We start from the raw sequence: 26023 nt of genomic DNA on the forward strand, positions 1-26023 counted from the left end.
TGTCGTCGGTCGCCGTAGCCACCGCTACGCCTCCTTCCTCCGCCTTGCATATGAAGAAATCATCCTGCGTCAATGTAGTAGATACTTGGTTGAATAAAGAATATCGGGAAGCAATTAAGCTTCCCGACAAATAAAAAGTTCTATAGATTTTTTGTAAAATTAATAAACTCTTCCGACTCACCGTAATCATGAATCCGACAGTTTGCCAGACGCTGTATTTCCTCTTGATTTTCTTCATGAGAGTCGTACACAGCAGTGGTATAGAAGCCATCTTTCTTAGCTGTAGTAAGGGCATGAAGAGAATCTTCAAAGACCATGGTATTGGTTCGGTCAGTGCCAAGAAAGTTCAAGGCTTCCCGATAAATGGTTGGTTCGTCCTTTCCGGCACCCACAGAGGAGCAGGTAAAGATTTCGCTGAAATAGTCAAGCACTCTGCAACGTGCCAGGGCAGCTTCCACGAGGGAGCGCTCTGTAGCAGTGGCAATACACATTTTGACTCCGGTCTCATGAAGCTGAGCCAGAAATTCTTTCAGATGAGGCTTCAGCTGAGCTTCATAGCGGTAGAAATCATCTACAATTGCTACAGCACTCTTGATCAATTCATCTCGGGTCTGTTTTACATCATAGTGCTCAATAAAATAGTCAGCTGCCTGGTGGAGACTCATAGTGGCGATTGCTTCATCCAGATCCGGTTCAGGTTCAATTCCCTGGTTTCGCAGGTAATTTTCGCCTACATGATCCCAGGCTGACATAGAATCCAGAATCGTACCATCCAGATCCCAGATGGCACCCCTTAACATGAAATTCCTTTCCTGGAAGATGCATTGTCTTTGGAAATACAAGTAGAATCTTTCATTTTGAGAGTAAGCTCTTTAAGCTCTCTGGTTGCTTTTGTAATATCTTCAGCTGCAAAGATGGCACTTATAACTGCAATTCCGCAGATACCGCTTCCAGCCAGTTCCATTACATTGTCATGTGTAATTCCGCCAATGGCAATAACGGGAATATTTACAGCCTTACATATTTGTTTTATAGTTTCATGGCTGATATTGCCGGCATCTTTTTTGGTTCCGGTTTGGAATGCGGCACCTACTCCCAGATAATCTGCGCCATTTTTTTCAGCAAGAACAGCCTCTTCAACTGTATGCGCAGAAACGCCGATGATTTTGTCAGAACCGAGGATGGCTCTGGCATTACCAGCAGCCATATCCTCCTGCCCTACATGAACGCCATCGGCATTGATTTCTTTTGCAATTTCTACATTGTCATTGATCACGAATGGTACATGATAGCGCGCACATAACTCTTTGATTTCCGCAGCTTCTTTGAGAAAACTATCTGTATCCAGATTTTTTTCGCGTAGCTGAATGAAGGTAGCCCCACCTTTTAAGGCTTCTTCGACCTGGTCATATAAAGTTCTGCCATTTAACCAGCTGCGGTCAGTAACGGCATAAAGTAAAAGATCTTTTTTATTGCAGTTCATTGGTAAAACCTGCCTTTCACATGTAACTTGTGCGTCAAACACACTCTAATACATTATATAAAGCTGAATCTGGAAAGTAAAGGTAATTATTAAGCTAGAGCCTGTTTCTGCGAAGATCGAGAATCGTAACCCATAATGTTTGTTACACGAACAGGAATCTGTACATTGAATAACGAAAAATGATATGTTAGACTAATATTAAAATTGTGTTTTTGTTGGTTTACAAAAAAGAGAGGAAGGTTTGATTATGGATCAATTTGAGAGGATGAAGGTGACACGGCAGGCGATGAATGGCAGGATGTGTCTGATGTTTGGTGGTATTTTCCTGATGTTTTCAGCCATTACCTCCACGATCATGTATGGAATCAATTTCTTTATGACAGCTCTGGAAGTAGACAAGGGAACTGCAGAGTATGTAGAACTTCTTGAGAATGCCGGAGTGGGAAGTGGACTTCTGAAAGGGATTGGTATTTGTTTTATTGCAGTGGGAATCTGGGAAGCTGTAGTTGGATTTCTATCTGTAAGAAATTCCAACAGAGTAGATAAGAGCAGATTTTCTGTGAAACTGGCCATATCTCTTCTTATAACAGAGATTGTCATGCAGGTAATTCTGTTTTTTACTGGATTGATGAATCTGGGGCTTCTTTTTACAGCCATTGTACTTCCGCTGTTTTTACTTTGGGGTGCCACCCGTTTAGGCAAAGTTGCCAAGGCTGATCCGGAACGCAAATTTGCAGTAGACCCAGCCAGGAAGAAATCCTCCCAGCAATCTCAACCGGCCGCCCCGAAGAAGAGCATTCGTGAGAGAGCCGCTATGCAGGCGCGAGAAGATGTAGTGGTACCAGAGAAACAAGATACTGTAGATGAGAAAAATATTGCAGATTCAGAAGAGTCAAATTAGAAACTCAAAGTATGAATATAAGCATTATTGGAAAATGTAGTGGGTATAAGCGTCATAGGAAAATGCAGTGGGAAAATTGTTAAAGATATATAACCTGTGAAATTGTATGAGCTGTAGTTAGTCGTTGTTGCCAATAATATGATTTGCATGTAGCTATTAAGGTATAAGAATTAGAGATTGTTTATGATTCAACACCGGATAAAGGAAAGAGAACCACAGTATATGGACATGAAAGAAATCATCACAGAAGCAGCCCGTAAGCTGGTTCTGGAGAAAAAAGTAAAGAAGCTTACAGTAAAGGATATTGTGGAAGAGTGCCAGATCACTAGGCAGGCATTTTATTACCATTTCGAAGGAATACCGGATATGATTCAGTGGAGCATAAAGCAGGGAACCAGGCGGCTGCTAGAGGCGTGCAAAGAGCAGGGCGGCGCAGAAGCAGCGCTGAAGTATCTGTTTGTTTTTGCCATCAATGCTATACCCGAAGTGCGAAAAGGAATAGAAAGTAATTATGGAAAAGAATTGGAACAAACCCTTATGCAAGGAACCTACGAGCTGTTTGAGAGCATTGTGGAAGAAGAAAATCTGTACCAGAATTATAGCCGCCAGGAGCTGAAACTGATCCTCCGTTACCACAGCCATGCTATCTTTGGTATTTTCCAGGACTGGACACCGGAGGATACGAAGAATCTGGATATGATCGTACACGAAGTCTATTTGATTATGATGGGAAAGAATGCTCCAGAAGAACTATAAAATATCGTTTGACTGTATTTACAGGAAATGGAGGCGGCAAAGTATGGGCTATGATCTTCCGGAAAGGGTTGTAAAAGATATTGTAACGTTTGCTAAGAGGTATTCTGTCAGAAAAGTTATATTGTTTGGATCGCGTGCAAGGGGAAACAATACAGAAAGAAGCGATATAGATATAGCGGTATATGGCGGAGACTGACTGGGAATAGAATCCAGAGGCCGATTGCAAGTACATGGAGGAAACTAAACAAGGGATCAAACGGGCGAGGTGTATTTTTTACACTTTGCCCGTTTTGTCTATACACGGTGAAATTTCTGACTATCGACACTTTCTTTTGCTTGTACTAGAATAAAATTATCAGGATTACGGAGCGTGATTGTGACGCACATCTTGCAGAAAGCCTTTTTCAAACATGTTCTAGAGCCTGTTTGAGGAAGGATGGAAATGATAACGTAATCCGCAAGGAGAGGAGGGAACCATATATGGCACATGAAATTTTATCCGTAAAAATGTACGAGCTGGATAAAAAACTGGAACAGACCCACAGTCGGATTCAGCTGGCGGAGAGTATGGATACGGAAAGACTCCACCAACAGATCCAGAATCTTCGACAGGAATGTCAGGAAAGCCGTATCACTTTGGAAAACAGACTTCGCCATTCCAAGACAGACTGTGTAATGAAGCTGGCAGGCGTCTACGACCAGGTGGAGGCAGCAGTTGGAAAAGTGCTGGAGGCAGAAAACATAAATTTGAAAAATAAGGAGCCAATATTTGGAAATGTGCTCCCGGGAACGGAGAAGAAAATCCTCACCGCAGAATACGCCCTTGATTTTGCAATGCAGGCAGTAAACCGGGCACTTCTGGTATCGCTGGAGGCTATTGAAGCCCAGCGTCTAGAAGAGAAGAAAGAGGCAGAAGAGTGAGTAGACACTATTAGTTTACATAAGAAAGGACTACAACCATGAAAGAAGTAAAAACCCCAAAAAAGCCGTTGATCTATTACTACGGCATTGTGCTTCTGGTACTGATCGTCTTTAACCTGGTGGTTTCCCCAATCTTAATGGAGCATCAGGTAGAAGAAACCGATTACGGTACCTTCATGAGCATGATCAATGACAAAAACATCGGTAAAGTAGAAGTAGAAGATAACCAGATCGTCTTTACCGATAAGAACAACGAAAAAATTTATAAAACCGGTCTTATGAATGACCCCGATCTCACCGACCGTCTGTATGAGTGCGGTGCCACCTTTACCAAAGACATTGACCAGCAGGCCTCTCCGATTCTCAGCTTCCTGGTAACCGGACTTCTGCCGTTGATCATTTTCATAGTTCTTGGAAATTATATGGCGAAGAAGCTGATGGAGCAGGCTGGAGGCAAAAACTCCATGGCATTTGGCATGGGAAAAAGCAATGCAAAGGTTTACGTTCAGTCCAGTGAAGGAATCCGTTTCTCAGATGTAGCTGGAGAGGATGAAGCCAAGGAAAACCTTGCAGAGATTGTAGATTACCTTCACAACCCGAAGAAATACACAGACGTGGGAGCCTCCATGCCGAAAGGCGTTCTCCTTGTAGGCCCTCCAGGTACTGGAAAAACAATGCTTGCCAAAGCAGTTGCCGGAGAAGCGAATGTTCCATTCTTTTCCATGTCCGGCTCTGAATTCGTAGAAATGTTTGTAGGTATGGGTGCCTCCAAAGTTCGTGATCTTTTTAAGCAGGCGAAAGAGAAAGCCCCATGTATTGTATTCATTGATGAAATCGATGCCATCGGTAAAAAACGTGATGGCCAGGTTGGTGGTAACGATGAGCGTGAGCAGACACTGAACCAGCTGCTTACAGAGATGGATGGTTTCGAAGGCAACAATGGGGTTATCATTCTGGCAGCTACCAACCGCCCGGAATCCCTTGACCCGGCACTTACCCGTCCAGGACGTTTCGACCGCCGCGTACCAGTTGAGCTTCCAGATCTTACAGGACGTGAAGCAATTCTGAAGGTTCATGCAAGAAAAATCAAAGCATCCGATGACGTGGATTTCCACACTATCGCACGTATGGCATCTGGTGCATCCGGAGCCGAGCTGGCAAATATTGTAAACGAAGCAGCACTTCGTGCAGTCCGTGACGGACGTACAATCGTTACAGAAGCAGATCTGGAAGAGAGTATTGAAGTGGTAATCGCTGGTTACCAGAAGAAAAACGCAGTTCTCTCTGACCAGGAGAAAAAAGTGGTTTCCTATCACGAAATCGGACATGCCCTGGTGGCAGCCCTTCAGAACCATTCCGCTCCTGTTCAGAAGATTACTATTATTCCGCGTACTTCCGGTGCACTCGGCTATACCATGCAGGTAGAAACTGGTGACAAGTATCTGATGACAAAGAAAGAACTGGAAAATAAGATTGCAACCTTCACCGGCGGACGTGCTGCAGAGGAAATTGTTTTCGGCGAGATTACTACTGGCGCTTCTAACGATATTGAACAGGCCACCAAAATTGCAAGAGCCATGATTACCCGCTATGGAATGACTGACGAGTTTGACATGGTGGCTATGGAGACTGTTACCAACCAGTATCTTGGTGGTGACGCATCTCTTTCCTGTTCAGCAGACACCCAGAAGGAAATTGACGAAAAAGTGGTAGAGCTTGTGAAACGGGAACACGAAAAAGCTAAAAAGATTTTGACAGACAACCGTAAAAAACTGGATGAACTGGCTATGTTCCTTTACGAAAAAGAGACCATAACCGGTGAAGAGTTTATGGAAATTTTGAACAAAGAGGAGAGTGAGGAAAAATGAGAAGACGTTCACGCTATGGATGGCTGGAACTCATCGAGGGAATCCTGCTGATCCTTCTTGGAATCTACACCTTATTTAATCCTGGAAATACTATCCGGGGAATCACCGTCGTATATGGCATTCTCGCTGTGATTACAGGAATCTCAGATATCGTATTTTATGCAAAGACGGAGCATTATGTTGGTTTTGCACCTACAGTTGCCCTGATATCCGGTATTTTGAGTCTTCTTGCCGGCTTAATGCTTCTGATGTATCCAAACGCCGGAGAACTGATCATGACCTTGCTTCTCCCAATCTGGTTCATCGCCCATTCCGTTTCCAGACTGACCCACCTCCCGCTGGTCCGCCTGGCAGGAAAATTTTTCTGTTACTTTACTATGATCGTAAATATTTTTGGAATCATCCTGGGCTGTTTCATGATCATCTGGCCTGCCATAGCTCTGTTTTCCGCAGGCTTCATCATCGGCGTCTATCTGATCCTTCTGGGAATCGACAGTGTGGTGATGGCATGCAGCAATATGGATGCCGGGTGGATGTAGAAGCAGAATATATTTACCGGTTGACACAAGAAACTACGAGGTGATAAAATCAAGATGAAATTAAAAAATTACTGCAGCTCGCAATAAAGGAGATATATATATGGCAACACTTAAGGATGTGGCGAAGGCCTCGGGTCTGACGGTAGGAACGGTTTCCAGAGTCCTGAATAACAGAGGCTATATCAGTGACAAGACCAGAGAGAAAGTATATCAGGTGATGAAGGAACTGAATTATCAGCCTAATGAGACAGCTCGCGCTCTGTCTAAGCAGAAAAGTAATACCATCGGAGTTATTCTGCCGAGTATTGAACATCCTTATTTTTCCAAGGTGTTAAGCCGCCTGGAGAGAGAAGCTGCGAAACGGGGATACCGCATCATGCTCTTTGTTTCCAGATATAAGGAAGAACGTGAAGAACAGTGCATTGAGATGTGCAAAAGCGAAAGAGTTGCAGGTGTGGTTCTCTGTAGTGGAAGCTTTGAAACAGAGAAATTCGAAGGTCTGAATTTCCCATTGATCACACTGGAGCGTTCCATGGATGAGGGAACCTCCGGAATTGAATGTGATAACTATCAGGGCGGGGTGCTTGCAACGGAGCTGCTGATAGAGAAGGGCTGCAGGAAGCTGATGTTTATCGGCGGAGTAAGTGCAGGGGTCGACATCCATATGCCAGGAGATCTTCGTGAGGTTGCATTCCGTGATATCTGTAAGAATCGAAATGAAGAAAATGTGGTTATGGTAACGGATAACCGTCTTTTTGATTCTCTGGAATATTATGAATATGTAAGACAGGCACTGGTAGACAATCCTGAGGTGGATGGCGTATTTGCCAGTTCAGATGTTATTGGTGCCTATGTACTGCAGGCATGCGCGGATCTGGGAATTAAGGTTCCGGAGCAGTTGAAAATCGTAGGATTTGACGATGTGAACATTGCGCAGTTTACCAGTCCGGGACTTACGACGATTCATCAGCCTGTGGAGCAGATGGCAGAGATGGCAGTTGCTGCCATTGCGCAGATCGATGAGGGAAAAATGGTACCCACCAAAGCCGTATTTCCTGTTACCCTGGTTGAGCGGGGAACAACCTGAAGGAAACAGGAGTTTCTTTAAGATGATTTGGGAATTTCCAAAATAAAAAAATACAAGTCAGCTGTTATAGCAATTGCCTCTGGCTTTTGCGTAGCAGCTGATTTTTTTATGCAATAGGAATCTGTCCGCTAAAGCAGGTGGCATCTGGCACGCAAAGGGTAACAAAGCTTTTGCACATGTTGTTCAGCATAACAGATATGATATACGGTTGCGATATTAAAAAGAGCGAATTTTAAGAAAAAACAGAAAAAACTGAAATTACACAACATATCAATATAAAACACATGTAAAAATGCACAAAATAAGATGCTTGAAATAGTATAAAACTAATGAAATGACTTTAAAACCACAGAAAAATATGACAACCGCTTAACATATTAGAAGCGCAATGCTATCATACAATCATCAAGAAAACGTCTCAATAAGAACGTAAAAAACAGGAGGAAGCAAAAATGAAAAAACGTATTTCAATGGCAATTGCAGTTGCAACTGCAGCAGCAACAATGGCAAGTGTATCTGTACCGGTTATGGCAGACGATGTGAACATCACAATTTTTAACTCCAAGATGGAGGTTCAGAGCCAGTTCGAAGAGTTAGCTGCTCAGTATGCAGAAGAGACCGGCGTTGGCGTAGAGGTTTATTACAACAGTGATACAGTATCTGCTCATCTGGCTACCAGATATTCTGCGAATGATCCATATACAATCTCTATGGTAGACCCGGTGCGCCCGTAAGGCGGTTGGGGTGGACGCCCAATTGTCGTGGGTCATTGTGATTTTACTATGAGAAAGTAATAAGAAAAATTATCAAGTGCAAAAAACACAATCTTATCGTCAACAACTAACCTCGAGTGGAAACATGAAGGGGACAACAGCACGTTTGTAAAGGCACAAGTCAGCGAATCTTCCAGGCTGCGACTGAGTGTCGAGGCGAAAGGTACTATATAAGGATGAAGGCTAAACTGCTTGAAGGAAAGTCAGAGGCTGGAGCTAACCATCTCCACACCGAATGGAAGATGTTACGGTGGTACGTTGGCGGATTAGTATTTTGCTGTCTGCAATCCGCGGGATAATCAACGTAAGCCAGCCATAAGTAATGGAAAATGACGAAAACTCCCATACCGATAATAGTACAACTTATCACAATGAAGCTAAACGGGGATTACCTAAACTGAAATGCCCAAGTGGCTATGAGTAATGCCGAAAGGTGAAAAATCTCAAGTGTAAAAAGCAAGAGAGATGACTCTGAATATTCAGCATGGTAACGGAGCCGTCATAGTAGTTCGAGGACCTTGGATTGACAAGGATAGCCGTAAAATCGGAAGCGAATAATAACGCCCACATGGCGAAGGACGGCAGTTTATCATTCAATACTAAAACGAGGAAGGATGTGTGAGACATTGAGAGAACCAGTAAAGGTATTGAAAAGTCTTTCAGAACAAGCAATAAACAAACAGTATAAATTTAAAAGATTATATCGGAATTTATACAACCCAGAGTTTTATTTTCTAGCTTATAAGAATATAAGCCAATCTCAAGGAAGTATGACATCTGGTGTGGATGGCAAAAGCCTAGATGGTATGAGCGAGAAGCGAATAAGTGCTCTCATCGAAAGCATTAGGAGTTTCAGCTATCAGCCGAATCCCGCAAGGCGAGTGTATATTGAAAAGAAAAACAGCACAAAGAAGCGTCCATTGGGAATTCCATCAACAGAAGACAAATTAGTACAAGAGGTTGTAAAAATGATTCTTGAGAGTATATATGAACCAAATTTCTCAGACTGCTCTCATGGATTCAGACCTAAAAGAAGCTGTCACTCGGCTTTACAGCAAATACAGAATCAATTCACCGGAATCACATGGTTTGTAGAAGGTGATATTCATGCCTGTTTTGATAGCTTTGACCACCATGTGCTAGTGAATATTCTGAGGGAGAGAATCGAGGATGAAAATTTCTTGGCTCTCATTTGGAAAATGTTGAAGGCAGGCTACATGGAGCAATGGGCTTATAACTGCACTTTCTCAGGAACTCCTCAGGGTTCAGGAGTAAGTCCAATATTGGCAAATATACATCTGTCGAAGCTGGACGATTTTGCGGAAAACTTAAAGAAAAGCTTCAATAAAGGTAAATCAAAAGAAAACCTTGAGTATCAAAGGGCAGCAAGCAAATTATACTACATCAGAAGAAAAAACCGAGCAAATTGGGAAAATTGGAATGAGCAACAAAGAAAGGAAGCTCTGCGGCTGCAAAAGGACGCTATTAACTACATGCGCAGTTTACCAAGCAAGAGAGCAAACAATAAGGAATACAAGAGTGCGTAAAGATTTAAGAAAGAAAACAGGATCTGCAGAAGAGCTGACCTTTCCCTTTTGCTCTTTTCAGATTGACATATAAGGGCATTACATTTATGTCCATGAAACAATATACCCACTATATTGTCTATGCAGATGTGACCCTGCTCAAGAATAATTCTTATTGAGCTTCCGTCAAAATCACAGGGATGGGAGTGTAGAACGTCAGAGAAAGACGATTCAATACGAAAAGGAGATTTTGATAATGACAGAAAGAGATTATGCGATCAGATCGTTTAAAGAAGTAACCTTAAATGCAGCACGCCATACAGAAGAAAGAATGAACCTGTACTATGGAAAAATCAAGGAACTGATGAACAATTATCAGGACTTGATTTTGGAAAATCAGATGGTTCTGGATGAATATAGAGCAGGAGTGTCAGGAAAAGATCAATGAGAACATGGCTTATGCTCTTCAGTATATGGATTCTTACGATTACCGCATGAATTTAGGAAAACTGAAAAAAGAAGTAAACAATATCATTCTAATCTATGGACTTTGCGATATGGTCAACCGGGCAATGACATTGGTAAAATATTTTACCCCGAATTTTGGAACCGAATATTATGATGTGCTTTATGGCTGCTTCTGCAGACACAGAAAAATGACAGATATGGAAATTATGCTTGAACTGGGGATGAGCCGGGCAAGTTTTTACCGGAAGAAAAAAGTAGCTCTCCGGTATCTTGGATATTATTTTTTTGAAATCGTAGTGCCACAATCTGCAAACAAACGATATAAGCCGTCTTTTCCGGAAACGGAAGAGTAGATCTGAAAGAGCCTGGTGGAATCTCCCTTTTCCATCAGGCTTATCTGTTCGTGCAGGTGTATTGATGGAAAGACTGAAAGCCTATGATCCGGAGCTTCCAAAAGATATGGAGCCGATGGTGTATGTGAATTATTGTGAGAAAAGTGAGTTGGGGAATCCAAGATGTGCTAAAAACTCTCGAAAAATTTGAACTTTATACAAAACACATAAAAACCTTATAAAATAAGGCTTTAAGGAATTTGTCCATAAATTTGATATTTGAACAATATTCAGTTTTGAACAAAAGAATATTGTTCATTCTTTTTAAAGTAACATAGATTCTCAATTGTTCATTTTTATAAAGTAAGCAAAATGTTATATTGCCACGATTGTTTTTGCTGATATACCATATTATAATTAGTACGAATGAGTGCAATGGCTGATAGATGCTTTAAGGAGGACTCATTTCATGAAAAAAGTAATTCAGGTAGCAGTCAAAGAGCCGCAGTACGTCGTCAGCACGGATGTGGCGTTCGCACAGGTAGATGCGTGGTTTGGGCATACGGTGCGGGATCTGAAGCTGGATGTTATTTATCCGGAGCACACGGAAAAACGTCCATGTATCGTGTGGATCTGCGGAGGTGCGTGGCTGCAGATGAGTGTGAGCGCACATCTGGCATACCTCTGTGATCTGGCACGCGAGGGTTTTGTCGTGGCGAGCGTACAGTACCGCACGAGTAACGAGGCGGTATTCCCGGCACAGCTTGAGGATGTAAAGGCGGCGATCCGGTATCTGAAGGCACACAGTGAGCGCTATGGCATCGATCCGGAGCGCTTTGGTGTGATGGGAGAGTCAGCCGGAGGACATCTGACGGTTATGACAGCTCTGGCCGGTGGCCATAAGGAATTTGACAAGGGGGATTACCTGGAGTACAGCAGTGCGGTGCAGGCAGCCTGCCCGTGGTATCTTCCGGCGGATATCAGCAAAATGCCGCGTCTTTCCGATGTGGAGATGATGGCTGCGCCGGAATCTCTGATGCTTGGAAAAAACGCGGCATTGCATGAAGAGGAGGCGATGAAGGCCTGCCCGATCAGCTATGTGACAAAGGATGCCCCGCCATTTTTACTGCTGCACGGCACCAATGATCATACGGTACCGTACACACAGGGCGAGGCGATGTATGAGGCGCTGACCAAAGCGGGCGCAGATGCGGATCTGATCGCCATCGAGGGCGCGGATCACGCAGATTTGCACTTTTTCCAGAGAGAAGTCTGGAAAATCATCGCAGATTTTTTTAAAGAAAAGCTCAACGTAAAGTAAATCCTGTTCCGTTTTCCGTGGCACTGCTGCCGCCGATCCATACGCGGAAGGCACCCGGCTCTGTGCCGTAGCTGCCGTCTGCCCGGTGGAAGGCCAGCTCTGCCTCGGAAATCCGGAAGGAGACGGTCTGTGTCTCACCAGGAGTCAGGGTGATACGTGTAAAGCCTTTCAGCTCCCGAACCGGGCGAACCGTGCTCGCGGCAACATCCTGAATATAGAGCTGTACGACTTCCGTACCGGTGCATGCACCGGTATTTTTTAATTGTACGGATGCAGTGATGGAATCTTCGCTCGTCAGAGAATCGGAAGAAAGGCTCACATCAGAATAAGAGAACTCTGCATAGCTTAATCCGTATCCAAACGGGAAGAGCGGTGTGTTTGGCGTATCGGTGTATTTGGAGACAAAACGCTGTGGATCTGTTCCGGTCAGCGGACGCCCGGTAGAAAAATGGTTGTAGTAAATCGGAATCTGTCCCATATTCCGCGGAAATGTCATCGGAAGCTTTCCGGATGGATTTTTTGTACCGGTCAGAAGATCAAGGATCGCATGACCGCCCTCAGTACCCGGAAGCCATGCTTGGAGAATTGCAGCGGCATTACGGGAGAGCTCGTCAAGAAGCAGCGGGTGTCCGTTAAAGAGCACAACGGCGACATTTGGATTGACTGTCTTTACTGCGCAAAACAGCTCCATCTGATTCTCCGGAAGGGAAAGCTCAGTGCGTGAGGTCGCTTCGCCGGTCTGGAGGTAATGCTCTCCAAGACACAGAATGACGACATCAGCAGCCTTAGCGGCCGCGACTGCATCTGCCAGTGCCTTTTCCGGATCCGCAAACACGTCGGCATAAAATTCTTCGGCGCGATTTGGCTCTGCAAAGCCGGCAAAGACGTGGTCACGCGGAAGAAGCGTCGTGCCGTGGCAAAAGGTGAGGTCAGAGTCCGGGAGCAGTTCCTTAGCGGCCTGTCGGATCGTGACGGAGTCCTCTGGATGTCCGGTGACGGCCCAGCTGCTGCAAATCTCGTAATTGTCGATGTACGGCCCGATAAAAGCTACTTTCTGGGATGGGCGGATCGGCAGCACTTTGTCGTTTTTGAGCAGTACGCAGGAAGCGGCAGCTGCCTCGCGGGCCAGCGCGCGATGTTCCGGACAGAGGATATAGCGGGCTTCTTTTTCAGGGTCGGCATCCTTATGCGGATGCTCAAAGAGACCGAGCTGATTTTTCAGCTGCAGGATGCGCAGGACACTCTCGTCGATCAGTGACTCCGGAATCGTGCCTTCTTTTACGAGCTTTGCAAGCTCCCCGGCATAGCAGCCGGTCATCATATCGATGTCGACACCGGCGAGCAGTGCTTTGTGTGCGGCATCTTTTTTATCGGAGGAAGCACCATGTGCGACTGTCTCAAGGATTGCAGCGTAGTCGGAGATCAGTACGCCGTCAAAGCCCATCTCCTCACGGAGCATCTGACGCATGAGCTTTTGGTTAATTGTGGCAGGGATGTCGTTGACGGTGTTGAAGCTTGTCATGACCATACCGGCTCCGGCTTTGATTCCGGCTTCATAGGAGGGCAGGTAATACTCACGGAACGTATGCTCTGAGACCTGTACGGTATTATATTCCCTTCCGGCCTCGGCACCGCCATATCCGGCAAAATGCTTGATACAGCCGCACACCTTCCCATCCTCTTTCATATCGTCGCCCTGAAAGCCATGGATCTGTGCCGCAGCAAAGCGGCTGTTCAGATATGGATCTTCGCCGGTGGACTCCATGACACGCCCCCCAGCGCGGGTCGCGGACGAGGTCAACCATCGGAGAGAAGACAACGTGGATTCCTGCGGCAGATGTCTCGCGTGCGGCGACAGAAGCAGCCCTTTTGCTTATCTCCGGGTCAAAGGAAGCGCCTTGCGCGATCGGAGCCGGAAAAATCGTGCGGTAGCCGTGGATGACATCCATCATAAACAGAAGAGGGATATGATGCGGATGCCTGTTTATATAGGCATCCTGAATCTGCATCAGTGCTCTCGCAATCCTAGCTACTTTCATCGTATCATTTCAGCTGGCATCCTGCAAGTAAATCAAACGGGCATTCCTATACTTTTATTAAGGAACATATCGCAACGAAAAAAATGAATCTTCTGTTTATTCGATTCAGAAAATTCAAAAAAATGAATATTCATAATGAAAAATGAAAGAACGAAAATGAACGTTCAAAAACCGGAATACGAAACAGAAAACGAAAACAGGTTAAAAGTGCACAAAAACAGGAAACGATATTGTACATATCTGTGCATTGAAATCAGAAAAAGATTGTGTTATTCTGTAACCACAATAAATGTTGCAAAAAACAAGAAATGAAACGATTCAAAAGAACGGCACAAAATAACTCATTTCAACAAAACAAGCAACAGAAAAAACAGGAGGATGAATATGAAAAAAGCAGTTTCAACAGCAATGGCACTGAGCATGATGGTTGGCCTTATGGGCGTGAACGTGAACGTGAACGCTTCTGCGTACGAGGCAGGAAGCTACGATGGGGTTTCCATCACAATGCTGAACACAAAGAGTGAGCTCCAGGATTACCTGGTAGATGCAGCAGCAGAGTGGGGCGAGCTGACCGGAGCATCACTGGATGTTTATACGATCAGCGACAGCGGTTCACCGTCTCAGGAGATCGCAGCCAGATATGCAGCGAACAATGCACCGACCCTGATCATGGGCGATGTACAGGACGTAGCTGATATCTGCGAGGAGTATGGTGCAGACTTAAGCAATGAGTCTTGGGCAGCAAACGGTGGTGAGACCTACGGTGTATCTGTAGATGGCAAGCTTTACAGCTTCCCGTTTTGCATTGAGGGCCGTGGCCTGATTTACAATAAGACCGCGATCGAAGAGACCCTCGGCGAAGAGTGGGATCCGTCTTCTGTAACGAACATGGATGATCTGGCAGTTCTGCTGGAGAAGCTCGTTAAGAACGGCATGGAGTATCCGGTAGCACTGAACATGGAGGACTATGCTCTTGGAGGACATTACCTCACACAGGTATATGAGGAGCAGGACAGCACGATGGAGACAACTTCCAAGTTCATCGATGACCTGAAGGCTGGTAACGTAGATTTGATGTCCAACCAGAGATTCACAGCTCTGATGGATACCTTCGATCTTCTGGCTCAGTACAATATCAATAAGGATGACCCGCTCGCAGCGGACTACGCTACGAACTGCGCAGACCTGGCAGAAGGCGAAGTAGCTATTTATTTCAATGGTAACTGGGCATGGGCAGAGATTTCTTCCTATATTGAAGACGGCACAGAGATCGGTATCATGCCGGTAATGCAGAATGAGACCTCTGAGAACGAAGCAGTAAACAGCTCCATCTGCGGCAGCGCAACGAAGCAGGTCATGATCGACAAGGAGTGCAATGATGAGCAGCAGCAGGCAGCAGCGAAGGATTTCCTGAACTGGCTTGTTGAGTCTGAGGAAGGCCAGAGCGTTCTGATCGAGCAGTGCTCCCTGATCCCGGCATTCACGAATATCGACAAGGATGTTACCAACATGCTGGCACAGAGCGTTCAGAACTACGTGAAGGAAGGCAAAGTCATCAACGTACCGTACTCCTACCCGGGAGATCACTGGCAGACCGTTGGTGCTTACATGCAGAAGTACTTCGCAGGTGAGACCGACCGCGCTACCTTCGCAACGGAGATTCAGGATTACTGGACCGGACTTGCAAAATAATTCCGAACCGATTCAATGGACATACAGAGCTTGAACGGCTGATGATAGCTGCTGTCGGCGGTGGCGGCAGCTATTCTTCGATTAAGAGAGGGAATTATGAATAAAAAAAATGAGTCTTTAAAAAATACGGGACTGTTTCTGGCCTTTGCAGGACCGGCAGTCTTTGCCTTCATGGCAGTAGTTATTATCCCGTTTTTATACGGATTTTATCTGACCTTTACGAGCTGGGACGGCCTTTCCAAGTCAAAGCCGTTTGTAGGACTTGCGAATTACGCTGAGCTATTTAAGGATACCGGCTTCTGGCAGGCACTCGGACTGACATTGATCTATGTGGTTGTGTCCGTGGTTCTGGTCAATGTCGTAGCATTTCTTCTGGCACTGCTGGTTACCGGAAAGCTCCGTGGCAAAAAGTTCTTCCGTGCAGGCTTCTTCGTTCCGAACCTGATCGGAGGAATCGTACTTGGCTACATCTGGCAGTTCATTTTCAAGACCATTCTGGTTTATATCGGTAAGAACGCAGGCATCGGATTTTTATCCAAGTCCTGGCTGTCCTCCCCGGTACCCGCATTTATCGCACTGATCATCGTAACGGTATGGCAGCTGTCCGGTTACATGATGCTGATCTACATCGCAGGACTGACAAGTGTATCTGCCGACCTGCGCGAGGCTGCCAAGATCGACGGATGTACGGAGAGCCAGGTGACAAGAAGCATTGTCATCCCGCTGATGCGTTCCTCCTTTACGATCTGTCTGTTCCTGACAATTACCCGCTGCTTCATGGTTTACGATCTGAACCTTGCCCTGACTGAGGGCGGCCCGTTCGGTTCTACCGTTATGGCGGCAATGTACGTATACAACAAGGCATTTGTGACAAAGTCCTACGGACCGGGTCAGACCGAGGCGGTCATTCTGTTCCTGTTTACGGCGATTATTGCAGTTTCTCAGGCTGTTATGAATAAGCGGAAGGAGGTAGAAGCGTAATGGATGAGGGAAGAAGTGTAGAATCCAGCAAAATAAGACCGATTATCCGTACGGTGGTTGCGGTATTGCTGTTCCTGTTTTATATGTTTCCGTTTTTCATGATCGTGCTGAACTCCTTTAAGGATAAGCGTGATATTACAAAGCTGCCGCTCAGCTTCGGCGGCAAGAAGGGATTCACGATTGACAACTACATCACAGCTTTCCAGAGACTGGATTTCTTGAATGTATTTAAGAACTCCTTTCTAGTAACAGGTATCAGTGTCCTTCTGATCATTCTGTTTTCTTCCATGTGCGCTTACATCTTTGTAAGAAAAGACTGGAAGATCAATAAACTCCTGTTCCTTTTGATGATGTTTTCGATGGTCATTCCGTTCCAGGTAGTCATGATCCCGCTGATCTCCATTTACGGCGGCATGTTCCGTCTGCTGAATCACAGATATACGCTGATTTTCATGCATCTGGGCTTTTCTGTCTCAATGGCGGTATTCATGTATCATGGCTTTATCAAGGAAAGTGTTCCTCTGGCACTGGAGGAGGCGGCGCACATTGATGGTGCAGGCCCGTTCCGGACATATTTCTCCATCGTATTTCCACTGCTGAAGGCGCCGACGGCGACACTGGTCATCCTGTATGTCCTGTCTTTGTGGAACGATTACCTGCTGCCGAGCCTGATACTGACCGACAAGAAGGTATATACCCTTCCGGTAGCGATGTCGCTGTTCCAGGGTACTTATTCAAATCAGATGGATCTGCTTCTGTCAGGCCTTGTGATGTCGATTATTCCGATTATTATCTTATATGTCGTGCTGCAGAAGTATATTATTGCAGGTGTTGTTGCAGGAGCAGTAAAATCCTGATGAATGTATAAGCAAGAAAAAGGGCAATGCAGCAATTTAGTAAAAATGCGTTGCCCTTTTCTGCATACAGTAAATCTGTTTATTTGGCAGAGATAATACGAAGATGCAAGGAGAAAAACGCATGAATCAGCGGGTTTTAATTGAAAAAAATTATCTTCGGATACCGATCAGAAAAGATGCAATTGAAAAAAATGTGTGGCTTTACCAGGAACTGACCGCAGTGCTGCAGTTCCAGGCAGGCCTTTTTGTGGATTATGGATCCGGGGCACCGGATTTTTATGCGGAGCTTCCGGTAGAACGATGGAAGGGTTCGGTACTGACGTTTGTGCATGAGGAGGACCGGCCGGTTCCGTTTCTGCAGTCGGATGAGCTCTTGCCAAATACAGAGCCATTTCAGCCATGGATTCATTTTGCACCGAAAAGCGGATGGATGAATGATGTCTGTGGAGCGTGCTGGTATCAGGGAAGCTATCATCTGTATTTTCAGCACAATCCGTTTGGTATTCAGTGGAACAATATGAGCTGGGGCATGCGGTGAGCAGCGATTTGCTGCACTGGCAGCAGCTGGAGGAGGCGCTGCTCCCGGCGGCAGACGGCGCGGCTTTTACCGGAAGTGCCATTTTGCATGAGGGTGAGCTGCCGGAAGTGCCGGAGGATGCACTGGTGGTCTATTACACCTGTGCCGGAAATCACAGCGTATGGAGCCGTGGGAAGAAGATGTGTCAGAAAATCGCGTGGAGCGAGGATGGAACGCATTTTCAGGCGCTGGGTGAGATACTGCCAAATCAGATTTTTGAAAACCGGGATCCAAAGGTATACAGGTTTGGACAAAAGCACTGGTTTATGGTATTATTCCTGGATGGGCATGAATTCGGAATTTTTGTCTCAGACAATATGAAGGATTGGAAACAGACGCAGAGTCTGGTGATTCCGGAGGCATGGGAATGTCCGGATCTTGTCCGGCTGAGAGTACAAAGCACCGGAGAAGAAAAATGGCTGTTCTGGACACCGGACGGATTTTACCTGGTGGGAGAATTTGACGGCATGCAGTTTACCGCGACGCAGCCGGGAAGAAGATTTTACGGAAGCGAGAAGGTCTATGCGGCACAGACGGTCGCCAATCTGGATGGACGTGTACTCCAGATCCCGTTTTTGCGCGGACATACGCAGCCGTATTATAATCATCGCGGCCTGATGGGCGCTCCGAGAGAAATGCAGCTTCAAAAAGACGGCGGTGAATATGTCTTATCCGAACCGCTGTGCCGGGAGCTGCAGCAGCAGAAGATTCCGTTGTGTTGGCGGACGGTTCAGAAGGAACCGATGGAATTTTGCTGGGAAGAGGACGGAGCGATGCTGCTGCAGCTGACTTTTTCCGAGAATACGCCTTTTGCATTGTGGATCTGCGGCGAACGGATTGAATGGGATGCCGAAAAGAAAAAGCTGGCATTTACCTTTATGAACCGTCTTGACATCCGGGAAATCAGGAATATGACGATTCTGGCAGACCGTGGGGTGCTGGAGATCGCAGTTAATGAAGATACAGCCTGCTATTATGTTCCGGGAAACGGGGAACTTGTGAAAAGTATTGAACTTTCCGGTGAGATGGAAGCAGAGCTGTTCCTGATCCGGTAAGAACCTTGCCCACATCTGTTATGAAGGCAGAGTAAGCATTTCCTGATTCAGATGTGCGCAGTGCTGAGCAGTTGGCAGAGAGGATGTTTCCGCTTTGCCAACGGGGATAGAATGGAGATTACTATGTTAGATAAAGCTTTAATTACAAGAGCAGATGATTTTGGGTCTAGCCATTCGGCGAACCAGGCGATTTATGAAGTGTCAAAAAAAGGAATTGTAAAAAATGTATCCGTGATGGCATGTGCACCATATCTGGAGGAAGCAGCGGAAATGCTTGCATCCAGTAAGGATGTCACGTTTGGTATGCACAGTGTGATCAATGCAGAATGGGATCGGGTCGTATGGGGACCGGTAGCGCCGAAGGAGAAAGTGAAAAGTTTGATCGACCACCGGGGCGTTTTTTACCAGGATGTGCTGGAGCTGGCAGCGGCAAAGCCGGATCTGGATGAGATTATTACCGAATACAAGTATCAGCTGGATCGGCTGCGCAAGGTGGGCTTCCCGATAGCGTATATTGACTCTCATATGATGCCGGAGGGAGACATTCCGGGACTGGCAGAAAAATTTGACCGGTGGGTAGAGGAAGAGGGGTTGATCAACCACCGCTATTACAACCGGATGCTTCCGGATAACGGAAATTTTTCCCATGACCGGGCGTTGTTTGAAAAAGAGATCCAAAAGATGGAGGGCCAGTACAAGCTGGTGCTGCATCCGGCAAAGACCTCAGATGAGATGAAGATGACCGGAAATCACAATTATTCCGGGGAATTTATTGCGTGGGAGCGGGAGGATGATTATGAGTTTTACAATGATCCGACGGTTCTTAGCTTTTTACAGGAGCAGGGTGTGAAGCTTTTGAGCTACAAAGATGCAGAGCCTGCAAAAGAGCCATATAATTTCAGCTTGTGGAGAAAATAACGGGAGAAACGTTTATGAAAATTACAGTGAGTGAGAAGTATCTTTGGTTTCCGGTGGATATGTCCGGAGAAATGGCCTGGGTGTCGGTATATGACGGGGATCAGAAGGTTCAGGAGATGAAAGTTTCCCTCGGAAAAGAGCATATTGATTTTTACGGGGCATGGAAGGCAACGGAGTATCTTGGAAAAGAGCTTCGGATAGTCAGCGAAAAAGGGGAGGAGTATCTGGATGGCGTTGGCATCCGCGAGGAGGAGACGCGTCCGCAGAATGATTATCCGTACCGTCCGCGGCTGCATTACACGCCGGCATACGGCTGGGTGAACGATCCGAACGGACTGGTGTATGCGGATGGCGTTTATCATATGTTCCATCAGTACAATCCGTATTCGACGGAATGGCAGAACATGTCCTGGGGACATGCCATCAGTACGGATCTTATGCACTGGGAAGAGCAGGAGGTGGCAATCACGCCGGATGAGTACGGCACGATGTATTCGGGCTGTGCGCTGGTTGATGAAAAAAATACAGCCGGTTACGGAAAGGATGCACTGCTGTTTTTCTATACAGCGGCAGGAGGGATGAACGAGTGGTCGAAGGAAGCAGGTAATCTCTTCACACAGAAGCTGATGTGGTCGACAGACGGAACGAAAACCCTTCATAAGCGTGACGAAGAGCTGGTTCCGTGGATTGTCGGGGAAAACCGCGACCCGAAGGTATTCTGGCATGCGGAATCAAACGCCTATGTGATGATTATGTACCTGGAGGAAAATGATTTTCTGATCCTGCGCTCTGCCGATTTACTGCACTGGGAGCAGACGCAGAAGATGACGGTACCGGGGATGTGGGAATGTCCGCTTCTGATCGAGGTTCCGGTAGAGGGGACGGATAAGAAGGAATGGGTATTCTGGTCTGCGGACGGTTATTATCAGATCGGCAGCTTTGACGGCTATACCTTCCAGACGAAGACGGAGCGGAAGATGGCCTATTTCAGCAGACGGGCCTATGCCGCACAGAATTTTGTAAATGTTGGAGAGAGAGTATTACTCGTTCCGTGGGTGCGGCTGGATAATGCAAACGGCTGGTATCGCGGCGCAATGGGAATTCCGCAGGAAATCTGCCTGAAGGATGGCGCGGACGGATTGCAGCTGGCATTTTCCATGACAGAGGAGCTGCATGCCATGCGCGGCAGCTGGGAGGTACTTCCGCAAAATGAGACCATTTCCATTGCAGGGGAAGCAAGGGAAGTTGTGCTTAGCTGGAATGCCGGAATGACAGGAACAGAGCTTCTTGAGATCGGAGAGACGACGATCCGGATAGACTTTACACATGGCGAGCTCTGGGTGGACACCGACCGGAAGCATGAGCTGGATGGAGAACTGCGAGGTGTGTTTGATCCGGCGAAGCCGCTTGATATGACAGTTGTGATCGATCAGGAGATGCTGGATATCCTGGCAGACGGCGGACGGCTTTGCGGCACCATTGAGACCGAGGAAAATGTACTTGGAAAAACGCTTAAGCTGCATGGAGATGCGGCTCCGGAAGCTGCAAAGTGGTGCGTACTGAAATAAAAGTGTGAAAGAACAATGGTTGAACAGATAAAAAATCGAATACCGGAAAAGAAGTGAGGATAACAGGTATGGCAACAATCAAAGACGTGGCGATGGATGCAGGTGTATCGGTAGGAACGGTATCCAATGTCATTAACGGTGGAAAGGTAAGTGAAGAGCGGAGACAGCGGGTCGAGAGGTCGATTCAGAAGCTGGGCTATCAGGTGAATGGGATCGCGCGGAAGATGCGTACACAGCGCACCGACTATGTCGTTGTCATTTTGCCTAATATTATCAATCCGTTTTACAGCCTGTTGCTGCAGGGGCTGGAGCATGCACTTTCTGCCTATGACAAACAGCCACTGCTGTGTATTTCAGACGGCGAGAAAGAGAAAGAGATCAAATATATCGAAATGGCCAGAGCCAATAAGGTCGACGGTATCATCGGTGTCACGTTCAGTGATGTGGAGGAATATCTGGATGATACGCTGGCATTTGTGTCGATTGAGCGCCGTTTTTCAAAAAATATTCCGTGTGTATCCGGAGATAATTATCTGGGCGGACGTATGGCGGCAGAGAATCTGGCCCGGCGCGGTGCGACGAACCTGTTGCTTGTGCAGACCATTATGTCAGTGGACAATGAGGTGCGAAAGCGCAGACTTGGTTTTGAAGGATATTGTGAAGAAAACGAGATTCCATATGCAAGCATTACGTTTTCCGAGAAGCAGGTACCGTCCGTGTACTCATCCTTTTCTGCACGTAGCCTGATCGGAAGTGTATTGCAGGCACATATGAATAATCAGATGACGGAAAATGGAAGGCCGAACGGGATTTTTGCAGGTACTGATCATCTGGCAGTCGTCATTCAGGAGGAGCTGGAGCAGATGGGCCTGCGTGTCCCGGAGGATGTGCAGGTGATTGGTTATGACGGGCTGCGCTGGATGAATACCGGACAGCCATTTGTGTCGAGTATTTATCAGGATACCGGGATAATCGCAAAGACAAGTGTTGATTGTCTGATGCGGCTTCTGAATGGAGAAGCGGTGGAGGATATTGTGGATCTGCCGATTGTCTTTCAGGACGGCGGGACGACGCTTCCACTGCCAGAGACTGATATAAAGGAGAAACAGGGCATCATGCTTCCGATTCTGGAGGGAGAGGATAGAAGATGAAAAGAACGAGAAAAAAGACAACAAAGCAGGAGACATTACAGCAGCCGACCGTGGCAATCACGATGACAGCTGAGGATAAGGCGGCAGCTGAGAAGGTGGCTGCACTGCGCGAGGCAGAGGCAGCCCAAAAAGCACGCGAGGATGCAATCGAAGCGACGTACCGGAAGCGGTTTGACCGGCACTTTGAGGAGCTGCGCTGGCTGTATATGGAGCTTTATGGCAACAGCTCCATGTTTGCAGAGCTGTGCGACAATATGAAACGCTTCTACATGGAGCGAAATACCGATCTGCGTGCATCTGATGCGAGCAGAGAGAAACGCCCGGACTGGTACAAGCAGAATGACATGATGGGCATGATGTTCTACATCGACAATTTTGCAGGCAATATGAAGGGCGTGCAGAAGAAGCTGGATTATATAGAACAGTGTGGCGTCAACTACATTCATCTGATGCCGTTTCTGGATACTCCGGAGGGGCGCTCCGATGGTGGCTATGCAGTATCAGACTTCCGCAAGGTACAGGAAAAGCTTGGCACAATGGAGGATCTGGAGCATCTGACCGCAGCTTGCCATGAGAAGGACATTAATGTCTGCATGGATTTTGTCATGAATCACACCTCAGAGGATCACGAGTGGGCGAAGCGTGCGCGTCAGGGAGATGGCGAGTATATGGGCCGTTATTTCTTCTTTGACAACTGGGATATTCCGGCAAAATATGAACAGACGGTTCCTCAGGTATTTCCGACGACAGCACCGGGCAACTTTACCTGGCTTCCGGATGCCGGACATTTTGTCATGACCTCCTTCTATCCGTATCAGTGGGATCTGAACTACCGCAATCCGCGCGTGTTCAATGAGATGATGTACAATTTCCTCTTCCTTGCAAATAAGGGAATCGACATTGTCCGGATCGATGCGGTGCCATATATATGGAAGGAACTCGGTACGACCTGCCGGAATCTTCAGCAGGTGCATACGATTGTGCGCATGATGCGTATGATCGGTGAGATCGTCTGCCCGGGTATTCTGCTGCTCGGTGAGGTAGTCATGGAGCCGGAGAAGGTCGTTCCGTATTTCGGCACAGTCGAGAAGCCGGAATGCCACATGCTCTACAATGTGACGACGATGGCTACGACCTGGCATACCGTAGCGACACGTGATGTGAGCCTTTTAAAGAAGCAGCTGGATATCGTGGACAGTCTGCCAAAGGATTATGTATTTCTGAATTACCTGCGTTGCCACGATGATATCGGCTGGGGACTGGATTATGCGACACTGGAGCAGGAGGGCATGATGGAGCGCTCCCACAAGCAGTATCTGAATGACTATTTCCAGGGCTATGCAGGAAACAGCACGAGCCGAGGTGAGCTGTACAATGCCGATCCGGTGACCGGAGATGCGCGGTTCTGCGGAACGACCGCTTCCATGTGTGGAATCGAAAAAGCCGGTTTTGAGCAGGATCCGGCCGCGATGGATCTGGCAATCCGCAAGGATCTGATGCTGCATGCGTATATGTTTATGCAGTCCGGTATTCCGGTACTCTACAGCGGAGACGAGATCGCACAGGTCAACGATTATACCTACAAGGATGATCCGAACAAGGTGGCAGATTCCCGTTACATTCACCGTGGCGTGATGCACTGGGATCTGGCAAAAAAGAGAAACGATCTGTCTACCGTAGAAGGGAAAATGTTCCTTGGCCTGCAAAAGCTGGAGCAGATCCGCAAGGAAGAGAAGGCGTTTGTCTCCTATGCAGATACATGGACAGTCGAGACGTGGGAAAAGGGTGTACTCTGTATCGGAAGATTTTATGACGGAGAGAAAATTTACGGTCTGTTTAATTTCAGTGAGTATGACAAGACGGCATGGATCAATGGAAATGACGGTCTGTATGTCGACCTGATCTCTGGACAGAAGATGAAGGCATGCGGGGTTAATATTCCGGCGTTTGGTTACTATTATCTGAAAAAGCTGTAAAAAAGTAAATTGTAGGAGGAAAAAGAAATGAATGGATTTGGTGGTATTTCAGATCTGACGACAGCAAAAAGAGGCAGAAGCCGTTCTGTCAATGCAGAAAATCCGACAGGCGAAAAAGGAAAGGGCGGGATGGCACCCAGCAATCTGGGACCTTCCAGAAAAGGTTCTCCGTGTCTGCGAAACCTTGCTTCCGGAAGCGTGACAACGCTGGCAGATATCAAAGGGCCGGGCGTGATCAATCATATCTGGATCACGGTAGCAGATCAGACGGAAAAGGACTATTATGTTCTGCGCGATCTGGTGCTGCGGATGTACTGGGATGATGAGGAGACACCTTCTGTGGAGAGCCCGCTCGGGGACTTCTTCTGCTGCGGCTTTGCCAGGGACTGTATCGTCAATTCCCTTCCGATCTGCGTGGTTCCGGCGAGAGGTTTTAACTGCTATTTTCAGATGCCGTTCGGAAAGCGGGCAAGGATCACACTGGAAAATCAGCACGAGACAGAGCTGGAGTGCTTCTTTTATCAGGTTGATTATCTGGAGCTGGATGAGCAGCCGGAGGATACCTTATACTTCCATGCACAGTGGCGCAGGGAGAAGCTGACGCAGCTGCAGAAGGATTATACGATTCTGGATGGCGTGAAGGGACGCGGACATTATGTCGGCACGTATATTGCCCATACATCACTGGAGCGTTACTGGTATGGCGAAGGTGAGATGAAGTTCTATATTGACGGAGATGAGGAATATCCGACGATCTGTGGAACCGGGATGGAGGACTATTTCGGCGGCTCCTGGAGCTTTGCAAAGCAGGTGGACGGGAAGACGGTGGAGCAGAATTACAATACGCCGTTCCTCGGATATCCGTATTATTCCACACACGATGAGCGGGCCTGGAGTGCGTATCATAATGATGATACACTTCCGCAGCGTGGCTTTTATCGCTGGCATATTCTGGATCCGATTCTGTTTGAGGAGGATCTGCGCGTGACGCTTCAGCAGATCGGAGGCTGCCATAAGGGAAATTTTGAACGGCAGGACGATGTGGCAAGCGTGGCTTACTGGTATCAGAGCGAGCCACATCAGGCGTTTGCTCCGCTTTTGAAAAAGGAAGAGCGCTGGCCGAGATGAGTATGGAAGCACATTTTCTTCATTTTGGCTGTCAAGCGTTTTTGAAAATGTCCTAAAATAATTGAAGTATTAGCCCCGGCTTTTTGCTGGGGCTTGTTAAATTGAT

At 46.8% G+C, this 26023-nt stretch carries 23 protein-coding genes and 3 pseudogenes; 22 read left to right on the forward strand and 4 right to left on the reverse strand.

Features of this window, described 5'->3' with window-relative positions; translation table 11 throughout:
- Nucleotides 1-140: 140 nt before the first annotated feature.
- Nucleotides 141-800, reverse strand: a complete 660-nt coding sequence (locus AB5170_RS16120; RefSeq protein ID WP_173716082.1) for an HAD family phosphatase — start codon at nucleotides 798-800, stop codon at nucleotides 141-143.
- Nucleotides 794-1483: a thiamine phosphate synthase gene (gene thiE, locus AB5170_RS16125; protein WP_368361508.1), complete on the reverse strand. Its 690-nt coding sequence runs from the start codon at nucleotides 1481-1483 to the stop codon at nucleotides 794-796. The genes AB5170_RS16120 and thiE overlap by 7 nt, the downstream gene beginning before the upstream one ends.
- A gap of 247 nt (nucleotides 1484-1730) precedes the next feature.
- Between thiE and AB5170_RS16130 the strand changes: the two genes are divergently transcribed.
- The 13 genes and pseudogenes from AB5170_RS16130 (at nucleotide 1731) to AB5170_RS16190 (ending at nucleotide 11975) form a co-directional block, all read left to right on the forward strand.
- A complete protein-coding gene (locus AB5170_RS16130; protein ID WP_368361509.1) occupies nucleotides 1731-2384 on the forward strand; it encodes a hypothetical protein in 654 nt (217 codons plus the stop codon).
- Between the two features lie 222 nt (nucleotides 2385-2606).
- On the forward strand, nucleotides 2607-3140 hold the full coding sequence (locus AB5170_RS16135; RefSeq protein WP_368361510.1) for a TetR family transcriptional regulator: 534 nt from the start codon (nucleotides 2607-2609) through the stop codon (nucleotides 3138-3140).
- Between the two features lie 43 nt (nucleotides 3141-3183).
- Nucleotides 3184-3336, forward strand: coding sequence for a nucleotidyltransferase family protein (locus AB5170_RS16140; RefSeq protein WP_195478088.1), 153 nt, complete (start codon nucleotides 3184-3186; stop codon nucleotides 3334-3336).
- A 284-nt stretch (nucleotides 3337-3620) separates the two neighbouring features.
- Nucleotides 3621-4061 carry a hypothetical protein gene (locus AB5170_RS16145; RefSeq protein ID WP_226820626.1) on the forward strand — a complete coding sequence of 147 codons (441 nt, stop codon included), beginning with the start codon at nucleotides 3621-3623 and terminating at the stop codon, nucleotides 4059-4061.
- Nucleotides 4062-4099: 38 nt separating this feature from the next.
- Complete coding sequence (ftsH, locus tag AB5170_RS16150; RefSeq protein ID WP_368361511.1) at nucleotides 4100-5929, forward strand: ATP-dependent zinc metalloprotease FtsH; 1830 nt, start codon at nucleotides 4100-4102, stop codon at nucleotides 5927-5929.
- Entirely contained in the window at nucleotides 5926-6468 is a 543-nt protein-coding gene (locus AB5170_RS16155) for an HdeD family acid-resistance protein (RefSeq protein ID WP_368361512.1), read from the forward strand. Before ftsH ends, AB5170_RS16155 begins: the two co-directional genes overlap by 4 nt.
- Nucleotides 6469-6568: 100 nt before the next feature.
- Nucleotides 6569-7555 (forward strand): LacI family DNA-binding transcriptional regulator, encoded by a 987-nt coding sequence (locus tag AB5170_RS16160; RefSeq protein ID WP_368361513.1) that lies wholly within the window; start codon nucleotides 6569-6571, stop codon nucleotides 7553-7555.
- Between the two features lie 452 nt (nucleotides 7556-8007).
- The gene (locus AB5170_RS16165; protein WP_368361514.1) at nucleotides 8008-8289 is read left to right on the forward strand and encodes a hypothetical protein; all 282 of its coding nucleotides are present in this window, start codon (nucleotides 8008-8010) and stop codon (nucleotides 8287-8289) included.
- A gap of 665 nt (nucleotides 8290-8954) precedes the next feature.
- A pseudogene (locus AB5170_RS16170) lies at nucleotides 8955-9710 on the forward strand (reverse transcriptase/maturase family protein); the annotation flags it as partial.
- A 400-nt stretch (nucleotides 9711-10110) separates the two neighbouring features.
- Nucleotides 10111-10302 carry a hypothetical protein gene (locus tag AB5170_RS16175; protein WP_368361515.1) on the forward strand — a complete coding sequence of 64 codons (192 nt, stop codon included), beginning with the start codon at nucleotides 10111-10113 and terminating at the stop codon, nucleotides 10300-10302.
- Nucleotides 10265-10675, forward strand: a complete 411-nt coding sequence (locus tag AB5170_RS16180) for a hypothetical protein (RefSeq protein ID WP_368361516.1) — start codon at nucleotides 10265-10267, stop codon at nucleotides 10673-10675. Before AB5170_RS16175 ends, AB5170_RS16180 begins: the two co-directional genes overlap by 38 nt.
- Before the next feature lie 64 nt (nucleotides 10676-10739).
- Nucleotides 10740-10865, forward strand: a complete 126-nt coding sequence (locus AB5170_RS16185) for a hypothetical protein (RefSeq protein ID WP_264293654.1) — start codon at nucleotides 10740-10742, stop codon at nucleotides 10863-10865.
- 258 nt (nucleotides 10866-11123) lie between these two features.
- Nucleotides 11124-11975 carry an alpha/beta hydrolase fold domain-containing protein gene (locus AB5170_RS16190; RefSeq protein WP_368361517.1) on the forward strand — a complete coding sequence of 284 codons (852 nt, stop codon included), beginning with the start codon at nucleotides 11124-11126 and terminating at the stop codon, nucleotides 11973-11975.
- Here the strand turns inward: AB5170_RS16190 and AB5170_RS16195 are convergent.
- Nucleotides 11962-12294 (reverse strand): fibronectin type III-like domain-contianing protein, encoded by a 333-nt coding sequence (locus AB5170_RS16195; protein ID WP_368361526.1) that lies wholly within the window; start codon nucleotides 12292-12294, stop codon nucleotides 11962-11964. The two genes, AB5170_RS16190 and AB5170_RS16195, sit on opposite strands and share 14 nt — an antisense overlap.
- Before the next feature lie 33 nt (nucleotides 12295-12327).
- Nucleotides 12328-14014 (reverse strand): annotated as a pseudogene (locus AB5170_RS16200) (glycoside hydrolase family 3 N-terminal domain-containing protein); the annotation flags it as partial.
- A gap of 384 nt (nucleotides 14015-14398) precedes the next feature.
- Here AB5170_RS16200 and AB5170_RS16205 point away from each other — a divergent pair.
- The 9 genes and pseudogenes from AB5170_RS16205 to AB5170_RS16245 all read left to right on the forward strand — a co-directional run bounded on the left by AB5170_RS16205 (nucleotide 14399) and on the right by AB5170_RS16245 (nucleotide 25917).
- Nucleotides 14399-15706 carry an ABC transporter substrate-binding protein gene (locus AB5170_RS16205; protein ID WP_368361518.1) on the forward strand — a complete coding sequence of 436 codons (1308 nt, stop codon included), beginning with the start codon at nucleotides 14399-14401 and terminating at the stop codon, nucleotides 15704-15706.
- A gap of 96 nt (nucleotides 15707-15802) precedes the next feature.
- Nucleotides 15803-16687, forward strand: a complete 885-nt coding sequence (locus AB5170_RS16210) for a carbohydrate ABC transporter permease (RefSeq protein ID WP_144368412.1) — start codon at nucleotides 15803-15805, stop codon at nucleotides 16685-16687.
- The gene (locus AB5170_RS16215) at nucleotides 16687-17544 is read left to right on the forward strand and encodes a carbohydrate ABC transporter permease (RefSeq protein WP_368361519.1); all 858 of its coding nucleotides are present in this window, start codon (nucleotides 16687-16689) and stop codon (nucleotides 17542-17544) included. Before AB5170_RS16210 ends, AB5170_RS16215 begins: the two co-directional genes overlap by 1 nt.
- Before the next feature lie 430 nt (nucleotides 17545-17974).
- Nucleotides 17975-19176: pseudogene (locus AB5170_RS16220) on the forward strand (glycoside hydrolase family 32 protein).
- 123 nt (nucleotides 19177-19299) lie between these two features.
- Complete coding sequence (locus AB5170_RS16225) at nucleotides 19300-20094, forward strand: polysaccharide deacetylase family protein (protein ID WP_368361520.1); 795 nt, start codon at nucleotides 19300-19302, stop codon at nucleotides 20092-20094.
- Between the two features lie 14 nt (nucleotides 20095-20108).
- Entirely contained in the window at nucleotides 20109-21662 is a 1554-nt protein-coding gene (locus AB5170_RS16230; protein ID WP_368361521.1) for a hypothetical protein, read from the forward strand.
- A 68-nt stretch (nucleotides 21663-21730) separates the two neighbouring features.
- Entirely contained in the window at nucleotides 21731-22813 is a 1083-nt protein-coding gene (locus AB5170_RS16235; RefSeq protein WP_368361522.1) for a LacI family DNA-binding transcriptional regulator, read from the forward strand.
- Entirely contained in the window at nucleotides 22810-24789 is a 1980-nt protein-coding gene (locus tag AB5170_RS16240) for an alpha-amylase family glycosyl hydrolase (RefSeq protein ID WP_368361524.1), read from the forward strand. Before AB5170_RS16235 ends, AB5170_RS16240 begins: the two co-directional genes overlap by 4 nt.
- Before the next feature lie 27 nt (nucleotides 24790-24816).
- Nucleotides 24817-25917 (forward strand): glycoside hydrolase family 172 protein, encoded by a 1101-nt coding sequence (locus tag AB5170_RS16245; RefSeq protein WP_005423676.1) that lies wholly within the window; start codon nucleotides 24817-24819, stop codon nucleotides 25915-25917.
- Nucleotides 25918-26023 lie beyond the last annotated feature (106 nt).

The sequence above is a fragment of the Ruminococcus sp. RTP21484sp1_RTP21281st1_A8_RTP21281_210402 genome, assembly GCF_040914025.1.
Lineage (GTDB): Bacteria > Bacillota > Clostridia > Lachnospirales > Lachnospiraceae > Blautia_A > Blautia_A faecis.

What these genes read in the sequence shown, in the direction of transcription:
- AB5170_RS16120 (WP_173716082.1), bottom strand. Translation starts at nt 800, where the DNA reads ATGTTAAGGGGTGCCATCTGGGATCTGGATGGTACGATTCTGGATTCT.
- thiE (WP_368361508.1), bottom strand. Translation starts at nt 1,483, where the DNA reads ATGAACTGCAATAAAAAAGATCTTTTACTTTATGCCGTTACTGACCGC.
- AB5170_RS16130 (WP_368361509.1), top strand. Translation starts at nt 1,731, where the DNA reads ATGGATCAATTTGAGAGGATGAAGGTGACACGGCAGGCGATGAATGGC.
- AB5170_RS16135 (WP_368361510.1), top strand. Translation starts at nt 2,607, where the DNA reads ATGGACATGAAAGAAATCATCACAGAAGCAGCCCGTAAGCTGGTTCTG.
- AB5170_RS16140 (WP_195478088.1), top strand. Translation starts at nt 3,184, where the DNA reads ATGGGCTATGATCTTCCGGAAAGGGTTGTAAAAGATATTGTAACGTTT.
- AB5170_RS16145 (WP_226820626.1), top strand. Translation starts at nt 3,621, where the DNA reads ATGGCACATGAAATTTTATCCGTAAAAATGTACGAGCTGGATAAAAAA.
- ftsH (WP_368361511.1), top strand. Translation starts at nt 4,100, where the DNA reads ATGAAAGAAGTAAAAACCCCAAAAAAGCCGTTGATCTATTACTACGGC.
- AB5170_RS16155 (WP_368361512.1), top strand. Translation starts at nt 5,926, where the DNA reads ATGAGAAGACGTTCACGCTATGGATGGCTGGAACTCATCGAGGGAATC.
- AB5170_RS16160 (WP_368361513.1), top strand. Translation starts at nt 6,569, where the DNA reads ATGGCAACACTTAAGGATGTGGCGAAGGCCTCGGGTCTGACGGTAGGA.
- AB5170_RS16165 (WP_368361514.1), top strand. Translation starts at nt 8,008, where the DNA reads ATGAAAAAACGTATTTCAATGGCAATTGCAGTTGCAACTGCAGCAGCA.
- AB5170_RS16175 (WP_368361515.1), top strand. Translation starts at nt 10,111, where the DNA reads ATGACAGAAAGAGATTATGCGATCAGATCGTTTAAAGAAGTAACCTTA.
- AB5170_RS16180 (WP_368361516.1), top strand. Translation starts at nt 10,265, where the DNA reads ATGAATATAGAGCAGGAGTGTCAGGAAAAGATCAATGAGAACATGGCT.
- AB5170_RS16185 (WP_264293654.1), top strand. Translation starts at nt 10,740, where the DNA reads ATGGAAAGACTGAAAGCCTATGATCCGGAGCTTCCAAAAGATATGGAG.
- AB5170_RS16190 (WP_368361517.1), top strand. Translation starts at nt 11,124, where the DNA reads ATGAAAAAAGTAATTCAGGTAGCAGTCAAAGAGCCGCAGTACGTCGTC.
- AB5170_RS16205 (WP_368361518.1), top strand. Translation starts at nt 14,399, where the DNA reads ATGAAAAAAGCAGTTTCAACAGCAATGGCACTGAGCATGATGGTTGGC.
- AB5170_RS16210 (WP_144368412.1), top strand. Translation starts at nt 15,803, where the DNA reads ATGAATAAAAAAAATGAGTCTTTAAAAAATACGGGACTGTTTCTGGCC.
- AB5170_RS16215 (WP_368361519.1), top strand. Translation starts at nt 16,687, where the DNA reads ATGGATGAGGGAAGAAGTGTAGAATCCAGCAAAATAAGACCGATTATC.
- AB5170_RS16225 (WP_368361520.1), top strand. Translation starts at nt 19,300, where the DNA reads ATGTTAGATAAAGCTTTAATTACAAGAGCAGATGATTTTGGGTCTAGC.
- AB5170_RS16230 (WP_368361521.1), top strand. Translation starts at nt 20,109, where the DNA reads ATGAAAATTACAGTGAGTGAGAAGTATCTTTGGTTTCCGGTGGATATG.
- AB5170_RS16235 (WP_368361522.1), top strand. Translation starts at nt 21,731, where the DNA reads ATGGCAACAATCAAAGACGTGGCGATGGATGCAGGTGTATCGGTAGGA.
- AB5170_RS16240 (WP_368361524.1), top strand. Translation starts at nt 22,810, where the DNA reads ATGAAAAGAACGAGAAAAAAGACAACAAAGCAGGAGACATTACAGCAG.
- AB5170_RS16245 (WP_005423676.1), top strand. Translation starts at nt 24,817, where the DNA reads ATGAATGGATTTGGTGGTATTTCAGATCTGACGACAGCAAAAAGAGGC.